We start from the raw sequence: 17,335 nt of genomic DNA, 5'->3' as shown, positions 1-17,335 counted from the left end.
TCAGCATTGAGTGACTTTCGCGTTATTGCTCACCCTCCCCTCGAAGGACAAGCTGAGTCATCGGTTTTTCGCAGACCGACCCAATAAAAACAATTCGAGGGAATCCTCCATGCTTCTTCAAGACAAAGTCGCAATCATTACCGGTGCTGCCTCCGCCCGTGGCATTGGCCGCGCCACCGCGACCACGTTTGCGCAACACGGCGCTCGCGTGGTGGTTCTCGATCTGGATGCAGCCGCAGCACGTGACGCCGCCGCATCACTGGGCGAAGGTCATCTGGGCCTCGCGGCCAACGTGGCCGACGAAGCGCAGGTTCAGCAAGCCGTCGCCGCCATCATCGAGCACTTCGGGCGCATCGATATTCTCGTCAACAACGCCGGCATCACCCAACCGCTGAAGACCCTTGATATCCGCCCCTCGGACTATGACAAGGTGCTGGACGTCAGCCTGCGCGGCACCCTGCTGATGTCGCAGGCGGTGATTCCGCTGATGCGGCAACAGTCTTGCGGCAGTATCGTCTGCATGTCGTCGGTGTCTGCCCAGCGCGGCGGCGGCATCTTCGGCGGCCCGCATTACAGCGCCGCCAAGGCCGGGGTGCTGGGTCTGGGCAAGGCCATGGCACGGGAACTGGGGCCGGACAACATCCGGGTCAACTCCATCGCTCCGGGGCTGATTCACACCGACATCACCGGCGGCCTGATGCAGGACGAGCGCCGTCACGCCATCATCGACGGCATCCCGCTCGGGCGCCTGGGTCAAGCGCAGGACGTCGCCAACGCCGCGCTGTTTCTGGCCAGCGACCTGTCCGCTTATCTGACCGGCATCACCCTTGATGTGAACGGCGGCATGCTGATTCACTGAGTACCTCTGGGCGGGCCTGCGCGGCCCGTGCGGTTCTGGATCGATGACGCAGCCGGGCCCGAGGGCCTGGCGGTCAATAAAAACAAGAGATCAGACCATCATGACTACCCTGTCGCTCGAAGCGGTTTCGACCGTGCGCTCTTCTGCCTATCGCAAAACGGCCTGGCGGCTGATGCCGTTCCTGATGCTGTGCTACCTGTGCGCCTATCTGGACCGGGTCAACGTCGGTTTCGCCAAACTGCAAATGATGAACGATCTGGCCCTCAGCGAAACGGTCTACGGACTCGGCGCTGGCGTGTTCTTCATCGGCTATTTTCTCTGCGAAGTGCCCAGCAACATCATTCTGCACAAGGTCGGCGCGCGAGTGTGGATTGCGCGGATCATGATCACCTGGGGCATCGTCTCGGCCCTGTTCGCCTTCGTCGAAACCGCCTGGCAGTTCTATGCCCTGCGCTTTCTGCTGGGGATTGCCGAAGCCGGTCTGGCGCCGGGCCTGTTGCTCTACCTGACGTACTGGTTTCCGTCCTATCGGCGGGCGCGCATGACGGTGTTGTGGTTCATCGCCATTCCGCTGTCAGGCATGGTCGGTGGCCCGCTCTCGGGCTGGATCATGAACCACTTTGCCGGCGTGCACGGCTGGGCCGGTTGGCAATGGATGTTCGTCCTCGAGGCGGTGCCGACCGTCATCGTCGGCCTGCTGGTGCTGAGCTATCTGAAGGACGGCGTGCATCAGGCGACCTGGCTCAATGACGAAGAAAAAGCCCTGATCACTCGCGAGCTGGCCGAAGACGACCAGCAAAAAGTCACCCATGTCTCGGTCGGCGAGTTCATTCGCGACCGCCGTTTGTGGTTGCTGGCGGCCATCTACTTCTGCGTCGTGATGGGCCAGTACGCGATCACCTTCTGGCTGCCGACTCTGGTGCGCAACGCGGGTGTTTCCGATCCGCTGCACATTGGCTTTCTGACCAGCCTGCCCTATCTGTGCGCCATCGTCGCCATGCTGCTGGTCGGGCGCAGTGGTGACAAGCATCGCGAGCGCCGCTGGCACCTGATCGTGCCGATGATCGCCGGCGCGATCGGTCTGAGCCTGGCAGCAATGATGGGTGGCAATTCGACTTTGTCGATCCTCAGCCTGTGCCTGGCCGCCTCGGGCATTTTGTCCGCCACCTCGTTGTTCTGGATGCTGCCGACCACGCTGCTCGGCGGGGTGTCTGCCGCTGCCGGCATCGCCGCGGTCAACAGCTTCGCCAACCTCGCCGGCTTCTGCTCGCCTTATCTGATTGGCTGGATCACCACCCTGACCGGCTCCAGTGCCATCGGCATGTACCTGATTACCGGTGTGCTGTTCCTCGGCGCCAGTCTGGTCCTGCGCATTCCCGCCGCTTTGGTCAATCGTTGAGTTAACGGAGTTTCATCATGACGACTAATCTTTCACCCGCTGTATCGCCGAGCCTGACGGAACGCGCGCACAACATTCGCCGCCACGCGCTGCGTATGGGCCAGGTTCAGGGTCAGGGCTACGTGGGCCAGGCCCTCGGCGCGGCTGACTTGCTCGCGGTTTCCTACTTCCATGCGATGAACCATCGCCCGGCAGACCCTGAATGGGAGCAGCGCGATCGCTTCTATCTCTCCATCGGTCATTACGCCATTGCGCTGTACGCGGCGCTGATCGAAGCCGAGATCATCCCCCTCGACGAGCTGGAAACCTACGGCTCGGATGACAGCCGCCTGCCGATGTCGGGCATGGCCGCCTACACGCCGGGCATGGAAATCACCGGTGGCTCGCTGGGTCAGGGTCTGGGCATCGCGGTCGGCGCCTGCCTGGGCCTCAAGCGCAAAGGTTCGACCTCGTTCGTCTACAACCTGCTGTCCGATGGCGAACTGAATGAAGGCTCGACCTGGGAAGCTGTCATGTCAGCTTCGCACTGGAAGCTCGACAACCTGATCGCCATCGTCGACGTGAACAACCAGCAAGCCGACGGTTACTCCAGCGAGATTCTCTCGTTCGAACCGATCGTTGATCGCTGGCAAGCCTTCGGCTGGTTTACCCAGCGCGTCGACGGCAATGACCTCGACGCACTGGTCGCTGCTTTCGATGCCGCGCGCCAGCATCCGGGCACGCAACCGCGGGTGATCATCTGCGACACGAAAATGGGCAAAGGCGTGCCGTTTCTGGAGAACCGGGAAAAGAATCACTTCATTCGCGTCGAAGAACACGAATGGGACCAGGCACTGAGCAACCTTGCAGAAGGAAAAGACCAATGAGCAACGCCGCCAACACTTCGACTTCGACTGGCGAGCCGGTGAAAAAGCGCCTGACCACCTCGGCGATGATTGCCTCGATTGCCTCCGAGGGTCAGGCGACCCGCTCGGCACCGTTCGGCCACGCGCTCGCGGCTTTGGCAGAGCAGCGCGCGGACATCGTCGGGCTCTCCGCTGACCTGTCCAAATACACCGATCTGCACATCTTCGCCAAGGCGCACCCGGAGCGTTTCTATCAAATGGGCATGGCCGAGCAGTTGCTGATGAGCGCTGCGGCCGGGATGGCGCGCGAAGGTTTCGTGCCGTTCGCCACCACCTACGCGGTGTTCGCTTCGCGCCGCGCTTATGACTTCATCTGCATGGCCATTGCCGAAGAAAATCTCAACGTCAAAATCGTCTGTGGCCTGCCTGGCCTCACCACCGGTTACGGGCCCAGCCACCAGGCTACCGATGATCTGGCAATCTTCCGCGCCATGCCCAATCTGATGATTGTCGACCCTTGCGATGCGCTGGAAATCGAACAGGCCGTGCCGGCCATCGCCGCTCACCAGGGCCCGGTCTATATGCGTTTGCTGCGCGGCAACGTGCCGTTGGTGCTGGACGAGTACGGCTACCAATTCGAGATCGGCAAGGCCAAGACCCTGCGCACGGGTAACGATGTGCTGATTATCTCTACCGGGCTGATGACCATGCGTTCACTGGAAGCGGCCAAGCAATTGCAGGCCGACGGCATTGATGTCGCCGTGCTGCACGTGCCGACCATCAAGCCGCTGGATGAGCAGACCATTCTCGCCGAAGCGCGCAAATCCGGGCGTCTGGTGGTCACCGCGGAAAACAGCTCGATCATCGGCGGCTTGGGCGAGGCGGTTGCCGGGCTGTTGTTGCGCAACGGCGTCACGCCCACCTTCAGACAGATCGCGTTGCCCGATGCCTTCCTCGACGCCGGCGCCCTGCCGACGCTGCATGATCGCTACGGCATTTCGACCCCGGCCGTCTGCGCGCAGATCAAGGCCTGGCTGTAAGCCCACCGCAAGAGGCGCTTCGTTTCGAGGCGCCCGATCATCCGAAAACAAGAGGCAGAACATGAAAGCGCATGAACTGCTGGATCCCGACTTCAACAGCTTTTTAACCCCCGGCGCAGAAGCCTGGACGTTGGAGACGCTGCCCGCGATCAGGGAACGTGTCCACGCGACATTCAAATCCCGAGAACAAGCGCGCGGTGAAAGCCTATGGACAAAGGCCCACGACGGCGAGGATTTGCGCCTGTGTCTTTACCGGCCCGCAGGCGCGACACAGGGTGTTCACTTTCCGGTGATCCTGTACCTCCACGGTGGAGGTTTCGTCCTGGGTTGCCCCGAAATGGCCGATGACTATCTGGCCGATCTCGCCGAAGAACTTCAGGCAATCATCGTCGCCGTCGATTATCGCCTTGCCCCGGAATACCCCTTCCCTGTTCCTCTCGAGGACTGCTACACCGCGCTGGGCTGGGTTTTCGCCCAACAGCGAAGGCTGAATATCGACGCCGACAAAGTGATCGTCATGGGTCACAGTGCGGGCGCCGGTCTGGCGGCAGCGTTGGCGATTCTGGCGCGGGATCGCGGCGTATATCCCATTACCAGCCAGGTGCTGATTTATCCGATGCTTGACTACCGCTCGGGCAGCGCCGCCGCGCCTCAGCAAAACGGTACGGCCGGAGTGATCGGATGGCCGGCGCAAGCCAACCAGTTCTGCTGGCAGTGCCTGCGCGGCAACCATGCGCTGGAAGACCCGCGAATCGGCTGGTTTTCCCCGGCCCTGCAAGACGATCTGAGGGATTTGCCGAGCACGTTTCTGGCAGTCGGCGCGCTGGATCTGTTTCTTGAAGAGGACGTTGCGTTTGCCATGCGGCTGTCGCGCGCCGGGGTTGCCGTCGAACTGCACGTATACCCCGGGGCGCCACACATGTTTGATCAGTACCCCGGTGATGTTACCGATCAGGCGGCGCTGGATATCGTTCGATCAGTTCGGCGATCGATAGCTGGCGCATGAAATGCACAAACGGCGAAAAAACCGCTGAAACGAAAAAGCGCAATTTCTTATACAAAGCTTGTCGCCATTCTTACGCTTATTGATTAATACCTTCGCCGAAAGCCTGATACGCAATGCATCGCCGGCTTCTCGGATTCCAATATTCATATGCCATCCTCGGTTACGGTTCGATTCGCGCTTTTTCTTCGGCACGTTCTGCGCATTTTGGAAATGACACATTTCGTTTCAACTAGAGATCGGTTGGATCCAACGTCCCGACAAACGGTAACTTGCTTTTTATCGTTATATTTCAGGGAGATGGACGTTGGCAAATTGCCCATGACGCGACTCGCCAAAAATCAGGCAGCCTTCTTCCAAACTCCCTATCTATGGTTTTAAAACCAACCGTGGACGTCCGCCCAGCCAATTACAGGGAGTAGTAATGGACAACATCGTCATTGCCGACAAAGCCAATTCTCAGCTCACTGCCCAGAACTGGGGCAATGTTCAGCTTAACCAGCCGTCAGTTGTACAAATGCCGGTCCGTCCCGACCAACTGGCGTCGACCAGTCGCAGCGGTCAGGATTTGATCGTCAATCTGAAGTCTGGCGAGCAAATCAAAATCTCCAATTTCTTTGTCACCAGCCCTGACGGCGTGCCTAATGACATTGTGTTTCAAGGTGACGACGCGACCCTGTGGCAGGCCCGTTACAGCGCCGAGCCGTTCAATGGCTTTACCTTTGAAGAAATCGATTCGCTGGATGAGCTGATCGCCGGCGTTGGTGTCGTCGACGGTACGACCCCCGCCTGGGCGATTGCCGGGCTTGGCCTGTTGGGCGCGGGTGGTGCGGCGGCCGCTACCGGTGGTGGCGGTGGGGGCGGCGGCGGAGGTGGCAGCGGCGCCGATGCGACTCCACCCGCGCCGGCGACCGGGCTGACGTTGTCGGCCGACGGCAGGTTTCTCAGTGGTTTTGGCGAAGCTGGCAGTCTCGTCCAGGTGCGCGACGCGGCCGGTAATCTTTTGGGCTCCGCAACCGTAGGCGCTGACGGCAGCTTCCAGGTCGACCTGGGCACGCCGCAGAACAATGGCCAGCCGCTCGATGTCACACTCACCGACCCTACGGGCAACGTGTCCACACCCGGCACGGTCACCGCGCCGGATACCACCGCGCCGACGGCCCCGGGCAACCTCAGCGTGAGCGCAGACGGCACGCAACTCGGCGGCACCGGTGAAGCCGGGGCGACGATTCAGGTGCGCGCCGCCGATGGCACCCTGCTCGGCAGCGCTGTGGTCGCGGCGGATGGCACTTTCAGCGTCGTGCTCAGCCCCGCGCAAACCGGCGGTCAGCCGCTGACAGTGAATGCCACCGATGCGGCAGGCAATACGTCCACCGGCGCGACGGTCAGCGCACCAGAAATCATCGAACCGCAGACGCCAGCCAATCTCGGGCTGAGCAGCGACGGCAGCCAACTGACCGGCACCGCCCGGGCCGGGACTACGATCGAAGTGCGCGCGGCTGACGGCGAATTGCTCGGACGTGCGACGGTGGGTGCTGACGGCACTTTCCTGCTCACGCTGATCCGTGCGCAGTTGAACGGTGAAGTCATCAGTATCGTGGCGGTCAACAACGCCGGTGCGCAATCGCCGACCGTGACCTTCAATGCACCGGACATCACCGGCCCCGGCGCTGCGACGGATCTGGCCATCAGCAGCGATGGTCTTTCGGTCACCGGTCGGGGCGAGCCCGGCAGCACCGTCCGCGTCACCGATGCTCAAGGTACGGTGCTCGGCACGGCTCTGGTCGCGGCCAATGGCACGTTCACCGTGCAACTCAGCGCCGCGCAAATCGATGGACAAGCCTTGAGCGTGCAGCTCACCGATGCGGCCGCCAACCCTTCGCCGGCGGTGACCATCATCGCTGTCGATCTGGACGGTCTGACTCAGCCCAGCGACATCGTTTTGAGCGTGGATGGCCGGCAGATGAAAGGACGCGGCCAGGTCGGTTCAACGATCACGGTGCGCGATGCCAACGGCAACCTGCTCGGCTCGGCAGTGGTGGCGGCGGATGGCACGTTCACTGTGCAACTGAGCAGCCCGCAGAACAATGGCGAAACGTTGCAGATCAGTGCCAGCGACGCGGCTGGCAACACCTCCGCCCCATTGACCTATGTAACGCCTGACACCCAAGGCCCGGCGGCGGTGTCCAACCTGACACTCGACGGCCAGGGGCAGACGCTGACCGGCAAGGGCGAAGTCGGCGCCTCGGTCACCGTGCGCGATGCGGCGGGCAATATTATCGGCACCGGCACGGTCGGTGCCGATGGCAATTTCACCGTCAACCTCTCGACCGCGCAGACCGATGCGCAACAACTGCAAGTGATTCAGACCGACGCTGACGGCAACCCTTCGGCGCCGGTCAACGTCACCGCACCCGATTTGACGGTCCCGGTCGCGGTGTCGGATGTGTCGATCTCGGCCAACGGTGCCGTCGTCAGCGGTGCGGGTCAGGCCGGCGCCACCGTTACCGTCACTGACGCAGCTGGCGCGGTGCTGGGAACGGCGGTGGTCGGCAGCAACGGTCGCTTCGAAGTCACGCTGTCCTCGCCACAAACCAATGGCCAGAACCTCAGCGTCGTGCAGAGCGATGGCTCGCCTTCAGGCTCCCCGGCGGTGCCGGTTGAAGCGCCGGATATCCAGGCCCCCGCTGCCCCTTCCAATCTGGCGCTGAACCCAGCCGGCACTGAACTGAGCGGCACAGGCGAGCCCGGTGCCACAGTGTCGGTCAAGGATTCGGCCGGCAATATCCTGGGCACAGCGATCGTCGACGGCACCGGCGTATTTACGGTGACGCTGAACAGCCCGCAGATCGAAGGCCAACAACTGCAAGTCAGCCAATCGGATGGCGTGAACGTCTCCCCCACCACGCCGCTGACGGCGGCGGATACCACCGCGCCGCTGGCGCCTGACAATCTCGCGCTCGCCAGCAACGGCGTGACATTGACCGGTACCGGCCAAGCCGGCAGTACGGTCACGGTCAGCGCCCCGGACGGCACGGTGCTCGGCACCGCCGTCGTTGCCGGTGACGGCAGTTTCACTGTCAATCTCAGCCCGGCTCAGCTCGACGGCCAGGTACTGAGCGTGACCCAGACCGATGCAAGCAACCTGCCCTCTCCGGTCACTCCGGTCACCGCACCCGACATCACCGCGCCGCCAGCGCCAACCGGTTTGATCATCGATCCGGCTGGCACCACAGTCACTGGCACTACGCAGCCGAATAACACCGTGCAGGTGCGGGATGCCGACGGCAACGTCATCGGTACCGCGACCGCTGACGGCACGGGCGCATTCACGGTCAATCTGGATACCGCCCAGACCAATGGCGAAGCCTTGCAGGTGGTGGTGTCGGACGGCACGAACAGTTCGCTGCCAGGTAGCGTCAGCGCACCGGACAGCACGCCGCCGGCGGCGGTGAGTGATCTGGCGATCAACCCTGCCGGCACACAGGTGTCCGGTCTCGCAGAGCCCGGCACCACCGTCACCGTGAGCATCGCCGGCGGTAGCGTTTTGGGCACCGCGACGGCAGGTGCCGATGGCCGCTTCGTCGTCACACTGAATCCAGCGGCAGGCACTGGCAGCGCTCTGGAAGTGATCAGCACTGACGGCGGTGGCAACGACTCGCCGGCGGTGCCGCTGGCAGGTCCCGATGGTACTCAAGTAGCCACACCGAGCGATCTGGCGTTGAGCGCCGATGGTTTCACCCTGACCGGTGCGGGTACACCGGGCAGCACCGTGACCGTGACCAACAGCAATGGCGATGTCCTGGGCACCGGGCTGATCAACAGCTTCGGCCGCTTCACCCTGTTGCTCACTGCCAAGCAGATCAACGCACAAGTGCTGCAAGTCACCGCCACCAGTCCCGACGGTGATGTGTCGGTGCCTGGCACCGTCACCGCTGCCGATGGCACACCGCCGGACGCGGTGACCAATCTGGTGCTGAATGCCAGCGGCACGGCGCTGACCGGTCGCGGCGAGGCCGGTGCAACGGTCACCGTCACCGACCCCGCAGGCACCGTCCTCGGTACTGCACTGGTCGCCAGCAACGGCACCTTCAGCCTGACGCTGACCCCGGCGCAGCTCAATGGCCAGGCCCTCACCGTGATCCAGAGCGACGCTGCCGGCAACCCGTCGCAGCCCGCCAGCATCATCGCCACGGATCTGCAACCGCCCGCCGCCGCGACCGGTGTCAGCATCAATGACGTCGGCACCGTGATCAAAGGCCAGGGCGAAGCCGGCAGCACCGTGACCGTACGCGATGCCGCCGGCAATGTATTGGCCATCGGTGTGGTCGATCAGAGCGGCAACTTCCAGGTCACCTTGCCCAATGCGCAGAACACCGGGCAAACGTTGCAGGTCACGCTCACCGACGCGAACGGCAATAGCTCGACTTCGACCGGCGTGATCACCGTTGACGCCACACCGCCGGCTGCCGTGCAGAACCCACTGATCAGCGCCGATGGCAGCACCCTCAGCGGCACGGGTGAGCCTGGCGCAACGGTGAATGTCACTAACGCCAGCGGCACCGTGCTGGGCAGCGCTGTGGTTGGCGCGGATGGCTCGTTCAGCGTGACCCTGGCGCCAGCGCCGACCAATGGCGAGGCGCTGGCGATCAGCCAGACCGACCCTGCCGGCAATGTCTCGCCGTCGGCCAGCGTCAATGCGCCGGACATCAGCCCGCCGGCGGCGCTGACCCAAGTCGCAGTGAATGCCGATGGCGTCACCGTCACCGGCCATGGCGAACCCGGCGCCACCGTGTCTGTACGCAGCGCTGACGGTACCTTGCTCGGCACCGCGCAAGTCGGCAGCAGCGGCGCCTTCACCGTCACGCTCAACACGCCACAGCTCAATGCCCAGGTGCTGACCGTTACTCAAGAAGATCCGCCGGGCAACGTCTCGACGGCGGTCGAAGTCATCTCGGTCGATTTGACGGCACCGGCCACTCCAAGCGCTTTGACCCTGAACGCGGCAGGCGTGCAACTGGCCGGCAATGCCGAAGCCGGCAGCACCGTGACCGTGCGCGACAGCCAGGGCAATGTCCTCGGCACCGCCACGGCGGCCGCGAATGGCACCTTCCAGATCACCCTCAACAGTCCGCAGGTCAACGGCCAGGCATTGAACGTGACGGCGACCGACGCGGCAGGCAATCCGTCTGCCCCGGCAACCGTCAATGCCGCCGATACCACCGCCCCGTCAGCGGCCGCCAATCTGGCGGTCAGCGCCAACGGTGCGACCCTGACCGGTACCGGTGAAGTCGGTGCCAGTGTGGAAGTTCGTAGCGCCGGTGGCACTTTGTTGGGTACCGCCACCGTTGGCAGCAACGGCAACTTCAGCGTCACCTTGTCGCCGGCAGCGGTGGCCGGATCAAGCCTTTCCGTTGTGCAGGTCGATGCGGCCGGCAATACCGGGCCAGCGGCACCAGTGACCGCGCCGGGCAATCTGGCGGAGAGCGCACCGACCAATCTGGCCCTCAGCGCCGACGGTTTGACCCTGAGCGGGTCGGCTACCGCTGGCAGTACCGTGAGTGTTCGCAATGCGTCGGGCGTGTTGCTCGGCAGCGCGGTGGTGGCGGCCAATGGCACCTTCAACGTCACCCTCAATGCTGCGCAACTCAACGGCGAGCAACTGTCTGCCGTGGCGACATCGAGTACCGGTATCAACTCCTCCCCTACCGACTACACCGCCGCTGACATCGCGGCGCCAACGCCACTCAGCGAACTGAGCCTGGCACCCAATGGCGCTACGCTGACCGGTCGCGGTGAAGCCGGCGCCACGGTGACCGTGCTCGGCACCGGCGGGGTTGTTCTCGGTAGCGCGGTAGTGGCGGCCAACGGTACTTTCAGCGTCACCCTCAGTCCGGCACAGACCTCGGGCCAGACCCTGAGCCTGAATCAGGCCGACGCCGCGGGCAACGAATCCAACAGCGTCAACCTGATCGCTCCGGATCTGATTGCCCCCAATGCGCCGGCGGCGCTGGCGGTCAGCAACGACGGCACTGTGCTGTCCGGTACCGGTGAAGCCGGCACCACCGTCAACGTGTACAACGCCGCCGGTACGCTGATCGGCACCGGCACCGTGAGCATCGATGGCACCTTTGCCATCACCCTGACCGCGCCACAAGCCAACGGCCAGGCGCTGACCGTGTCGCTGACAGACGCGGCAGGCAACACCTCGGCCGCCACGCCGTTCACCTCGGTCGACAGCACACCGCCAGCGGCCGTTTCGCAGCTGAGCATTGGTGGCGACGGCGCAAGCCTGACCGGGCGCGGCGAACCCGGCGCGCAGGTCCGGGTCATCGACAGTGACGGCAACGTGCTCGGCAGCGCCGTCGTCAGCCCGACCGGTACGTTCACGCTGACCTTGACCCCGGCACTGACCAACGCCGAAGTGATCACCGTGGTCCAGGCCGACGCGGCCGGCAACGACTCGCCTGCAGTGAACCTGACCACACCGGACTTCACTCCACCCGATCCGCTGGCCAACGTCGACATCAACGCCTCGGGCGCGCTGGTCATCGGCACTGGCGAACCAGGCGCGACCGTGACCGTGCGCGATGCCAACGGCACCTTGCTCGGCACCAGCGTCGTGCTCGGCGACGGCACGTTCAGCGTCACCCTGAATCCGCCACAGATCAACCAACAGATTCTCAGCGTGCAGCAGGCCGACCCACCCGGCAACGTCAGCGCCCCGGTGTCGGTAACCGCACCGGATCTGACCCCGCCAGCGACGCCGGCCGATCTGCAACTGAATGCCGGTGGCGACTCGCTCACCGGTACCGGCGAAGTCGGCGCCACTGTGCGGGTGACGTCGGCAGACGGCACCGAACTGGGCACCGGCACCGTGGGCAGCGATGGACGCTTCCAGATCAACGTGACCCCGGCGCAAACCAATGGCCAGGCGCTATTCGTGGTATTGGCGGACGGAGTCGGCAATGCCTCGCCTGCCGGCACGCTGACCGCACCTGACAGCACCCCTCCTGCGGCGCTGACCGATGTCGAAATCGACGCCAGCGGCAGCCTGATCACCGGCTCCGGTGTAGCCGGTTCGCAAGTGATCGTCACCAATGCCGTTGGTACCATCGTCGGCACCGGCACGGTCGCCGTCGATGGCAGCTTCAGCGTGACCCTGGACCAACCGCTGCTCAATGGCGAAGCCTTGTCGGTGATCCAGCGCGATGCGGCGGGCAATCCCTCGCCTATCGCACCCGTCACCGCACCGGATGTCACCGTGCCGGGCGCGCCCGCCGGCCTCGCGCTCACTGCCGATGGCCTGACACTGACCGGCACTGGTGAGGCCGGCGCCACCGTACGCGTGCTCAGCGCAACTGGCACCCTGCTGGGCTCGGCAACCGTGGCCGCCAATGGCTCGTTCAGCGTGACCCTCAACCCGCCGCAGGTGAACGGTGAACTGCTGAGCGTCAATCAGACCGATCTGGCGTCGAACATTTCGCCAACAGCGCCTTTGCAAGCAGGCGATACTACCGATCCACTGGAAGTCGCCGACCTCAACGTCAGTCCGGATGGCTTGACCGTAACCGGTACCGGCGAGCCCGGGGCAACCGTCACCGTGCGCGACGGCACCGTGGTGCTCGGCACCGCGACGGTGGCCGCAGACGGCAGTTTCAGCGTGACCCTGTCCGCCGCGCAGATCGACGGCCGCGCACTTTCCGTGGTGCAGGCCGACGCGCAAAACAACCTGTCCGGGCCGGTATTGGTCGACTCGCCTGACAGCACCGCACCGATCGCGCCAACAGTCACCTCGCTGACCGGCGCCGGCACCTTGCTCGCCGGGACCGCCGAAGCCGGCAGCACCGTGACGGTGTTGTCTGCCACCGGCACCGTGCTCGGCACAGCGGTGGCGCTGGGCAACGGCACCTACACAATCACCCTGAATCCGGCCCAGGCCAACGGTCAGTTGTTGTCGGTGATCGCAACGGATGAGGCGCAAAACGCATCGCCGGTGCTGCTCTACCCGGCGGCTGATACCACCGCTCCGGACGCCGTCACCGGTCTGACCATCAGCGGCGATCTGAGCCAGCTCGCCGGTCGCGGCGAAGCTGGCGCGACAGTCGAAGTGACCGACGCGCTCGGTAATGTGGTCGGCAGTGGCACGGTGGCGGCCAACGGTACTTTCCTGATCGATCTGGATCCGGGCATCACCGCCGGCCAGGTACTGACGGTGAATCAGACCGACGTCGCCACCAACGTCTCCGCAGACGCCAGCCTGACTGTTCCGGCGGTTCCCGCACCGGATGCGCCGGACAATCTTGTGCTGACTGCCGACGGCGTGACCCTGACCGGTACGGCGGCGATCGGCACCACCATCAATGTTTACGGGCCTGACAACAGCCTGATCGGCACTGGCGTCACCGGCGCGGATGGCACGTTCAGCGTAGTGCTGACGCCTGCACAAACCAACGGCCAGAGCCTGGAAGTCACCGCCAACACCGCACTGGGCGGCGCGTCGCTGCCGACTGAAATCACCGCAGGTGACACCTCAGCGCCAGCGCCACTCAGCGATCTGGCGGTCAACGCCAGCGGCACACTGGTCACCGGTCGCGGCGAAGTCGGCGCGACTGTGACCATCACCGGCGCGGGCGGCGTGGTGCTGGGCAATGCGACGGTGGGCGCCAATGGCACCTTCAGCGCACAGCTCAATGCGCCGCAGGTCAACGGTCAGGTGCTCAATGCGACTCAGACCGATGCGTCCAGCAACACTTCGCCCGGCCTTAACGTAACCGCGCCAGACATCACCCCTCCGGCGGCTCCGACAGCGCTGGTGCTCAGCGGCGCCGGTCTGGTGCTCGGCGGGCTCGGTGAAGCCGGCGCCACCGTCACCGTGCGCGGTGCGGGCGGCGCGGTGTTGGGGACCGCGACGGTAGCCGGCAACGGCACCTTCTCGGTGACCTTGTCGTCGGCACAACTCAACGGCCAGCAACTGAGCGTCACGCAGAGCGATGCGGCGGGCAACATTTCGCCGATTACCAATCTCAGCGTCGCCGATACCACAGCGCCGGCCCCGCTGAGCAATGTCACCCTGAACGGTACCGGTCTGGCCGTCAGCGGCACCGGTGAAGCCGGCGCCACGGTCAGCGTGACCAACGCGGCCGGCACCGTGCTCGGCACAGCTGTGGTCAATGCCGGCGGCACCTTCACCGTGCAATTGTCCAGCGCGCAACTGAACGGCCAACAGCTCAACGTCCAACAGGCAGACCCGGCGGGCAACCTGTCGCCGGTGTTCAACCTCACGGCAGCGGATGTGCAGGCCCCGGTCGCGGCCAGCGGTCTGACGCTTGCTGCGAATGGCCTGACCTTGAGCGGTACGGGTGAGGCCGGTGCAACGGTCAACGTGTATGGCCCGGGTGGCGCGCTGCTCGGTACCACCACCGTGGGCAGCGGCGGCACGTTCAGCTTCAACCTGAACACCGCGCAACTGGACGGGCAATTGTTGACCGTGCGCCTGGTCGACCCGGCCGGCAATCTGTCCCCCAACGCCAGCGTGACAGCACCGGACGTCACCGCCCCCGGCGCGCCAACCGGCGTCAGCGTCAACGGCAGCGGCACCTTGCTTACCGGCGTTGGAGTGCCCGGTTCGACCATCAGCGTGCGTGGCGTCGGCGGTGTGGTACTCGGCACCGCGACCGTCGCCGCCAATGGCAGCTTCTCCGTGGTGCTGGCCTCGGCGCAGATCAACAGCCAGGTGCTCAGCGTCACCCAGGCCGATCCGAGCGGCAACGTATCGGTCGCAGCGACCGCTACGGCGCCAGACCTGACGCCGCCCGCTGCGGCCGGGGCGCTGCTGGTCGGCGCTGATGGTCTGACCGTTACGGGTACTGGTGAAGCCGGCGCAACGGTGACCATCAAGTCGGCCACCGGCACCGTTCTGGGTACCGGCACGGTCAACAACCTCGGTGTGTTCACCGTTGCCCTGAACAATGCACAGATCAACGGTGAAAAACTCACCATCACCCTCAGCGACGCACGTGGCAACGTCTCGGTGGCCGCCAACGTCACCGCGCCGGATGTCGACGTCAATGCGCCAGTGGTCGCCAGCGACAATCTCGCCGTCGGCACCGTCACCCTCGCCCCGGCCACTGCGACGCAGACGTTCAATGACTCGTTCACCACGCTGCTGGCCGGGTTCTCGAAAACCTTCACCTTCACCGTTGCTGGCGGGACGCGTCTTGATCCAACCCTGACGCTGACCACCAGCAGTCTGATTTCGCTGATCGATGGCGTGGTCTACACCCTGCAAGTGAAGGATGCCAGCGGCAACTGGGTCACCCTGGATGTCAACGGCAGCAGTGGTTTGCTCGACCTGATTGCCCTGGCCGGTCAGGGTGTGCGGGTCGACATCGGTAACCTGCTGTCAGGCGATTATCGACTGACGGTGTCAAGCACCGGCATCGGCGTGTTGACCACGGTAAATACCCAACTGCAACTGGACGTCAGCAGCCTGACCCAGTTCAACGGTATCGCCGGACCGGCGGTGACCGGCAACGTCATCACCAACGTCGGCGTCGATGGCACGGTCGATCAGACCGGTCCGGACAACGGCGCGCAATTGCAGATCTTCAAGAATGGCGCCTGGGTCAGCGCCGGTGCCGGCACCACCGTGCAAGGGCTGTACGGCACGCTGACCATCGATGCCAACGGCAACTACAGCTACAAACCGAACGGCAGTGTTGGCAGCGTCGGCAAAGTCGACGTGTTCAACTATCAACTGGTGCACCCGAACGGCTTGAGCGACACCGCCAATCTGTACGTGCGCATCGACAGCCCGCAAGCCACCGAAGTGTGGAATGACGCCAACCTCGGCAGCCCGGCACTGGTGGTGGATGCGACGCCGGACCTCGCCTCGACCGACGTCACGCTGGTCAACCGCGAAGTCACCACCAACTCCGCGCTCGGCACGTTCAATGTGCTGCTGGGCGGCGGCAGCGGTAACTACAACACCGTGGTCGCGGCCGATACCGTCAGTGACCTGACCGTGGTGGTCAACTCGAGCAATCTGCTGGCACTGCTCGGTTCGATGACAGTGGGCCTGTACAAACTCAACACGGCGACCAACCAGTACGTGCTGGTCAAAAGTTACGGCGGCAATGCCCTGCTCAATCTCGGCGGCGGCAACTACGGGATCAAGTTCGACGACCAGACCGCCGGCAGCTATCAGGTACGCGTAGCGGTGGGCGGCCTCGGCCTGCTGACCAGCGTCAACACCAGCCTGATCAACGTGGCGACCTACAACAACCAGTTCGTGGTCGGCAGCTACACGCCGGTGTCGGGCAATCTGCTCACCGACACTGCAGGCGGCGGCGCCGATGTGTTGGGCTCGGTGTACACCTTGCTCAGCGTGCTGGTCGCTGGCAGCTACGTGGCGCCGGGTTACAACGGCGTCTCGCTGGTCGGCAATTACGGCACCCTGCTGGTGCAGGCCAACGGCAACTACACCTACACGCTCAAGGCCGGGCTGACCGATGCGGTGATCGGCCAGGAAGACACCTTCACCTATCAACTCACCCACCCCAACGGCACGGTCGACACCGCGACGCTGACCATCGACCTGAACAAGGCCGGCGCTTTCGCCAGCACCGCGTTCTCGGCGCTGGCCAGCGATGACCTGGGTCTGGCCCACGCCGCTGGCAGTGAGCTGATCCAGGGCACCGAGGGCAACGATACTCTCGACGGCTCGCACGGTGGCGCCGTCACCCTGCAAGGTGGAGGTGGCGACGACACGCTGATCATCGCCGACCAGCAGTTCACATCGGTGGATGGCGGCAGCGGCACCGACACCCTCCTCTGGGCCGGTGGCGACGTGTCGATCAACCTCGGCGATCTGCAGAGCAAGATCCACAACGTCGAAATCCTCGACCTCAACCATTCCAGTGCGGTCGCGCTGACGCTGAACCTCAGCGACCTGCTGGCGATCACGTCCTCGGATAACAACACCCTGCTGATCAAGGGTGACGACAAGGACAGCGTGCACATGACTGATGGCTGGGTCGCCGATGGCACGCAGCAGGCCGACGGCATCGACTATGTTCAATACACGGCGCAGGAGGATCCGAGCCACCACTTGTGGGTGCAGAACGGCATTCAAGTGGTTTGAAACAACGCATCAGCAACGTCCGTCTCTCAACAGTAAGGGAAGTC

6 protein-coding genes are annotated in these 17,335 nt (G+C 64.2%); all 6 read left to right on the top strand.

Going from position 1 to position 17,335, the window contains the following annotated elements:
• The first annotated feature begins 109 nt into the window (after positions 1-109).
• The 6 genes from AC0Z4S_RS01285 to AC0Z4S_RS01260 all read left to right on the top strand — a co-directional run bounded on the left by AC0Z4S_RS01285 (position 110) and on the right by AC0Z4S_RS01260 (position 17,291).
• On the top strand, positions 110-859 hold the full coding sequence (locus AC0Z4S_RS01285; RefSeq protein ID WP_485621741.1) for an SDR family NAD(P)-dependent oxidoreductase: 750 nt from the start codon (positions 110-112) through the stop codon (positions 857-859).
• Between the two features lie 100 nt (positions 860-959).
• Positions 960-2,258 (top strand): MFS transporter, encoded by a 1,299-nt coding sequence (locus AC0Z4S_RS01280; protein ID WP_485621740.1) that lies wholly within the window; start codon positions 960-962, stop codon positions 2,256-2,258.
• Positions 2,259-2,275: 17 nt separating this feature from the next.
• Positions 2,276-3,124 carry a transketolase gene (locus AC0Z4S_RS01275; RefSeq protein WP_485621739.1) on the top strand — a complete coding sequence of 283 codons (849 nt, stop codon included), beginning with the start codon at positions 2,276-2,278 and terminating at the stop codon, positions 3,122-3,124.
• Entirely contained in the window at positions 3,121-4,143 is a 1,023-nt protein-coding gene (locus tag AC0Z4S_RS01270; protein WP_253501023.1) for a transketolase family protein, read from the top strand. The genes AC0Z4S_RS01275 and AC0Z4S_RS01270 overlap by 4 nt, the downstream gene beginning before the upstream one ends.
• Positions 4,144-4,204: 61 nt before the next feature.
• Positions 4,205-5,149 carry an alpha/beta hydrolase gene (locus AC0Z4S_RS01265; protein ID WP_485621738.1) on the top strand — a complete coding sequence of 315 codons (945 nt, stop codon included), beginning with the start codon at positions 4,205-4,207 and terminating at the stop codon, positions 5,147-5,149.
• 421 nt (positions 5,150-5,570) lie between these two features.
• Positions 5,571-17,291 carry a BapA/Bap/LapF family large adhesin gene (locus AC0Z4S_RS01260; protein WP_485621737.1) on the top strand — a complete coding sequence of 3,907 codons (11,721 nt, stop codon included), beginning with the start codon at positions 5,571-5,573 and terminating at the stop codon, positions 17,289-17,291.
• Positions 17,292-17,335: the final 44 nt, after the last annotated feature.

Source organism: Pseudomonas sp. 1L-B-1-E-C1 (genome assembly GCF_057291835.1).
The sequence above is the reverse complement of the archived record's forward strand: the minus strand, read 5'-3'. Positions and strand labels throughout refer to the sequence as shown.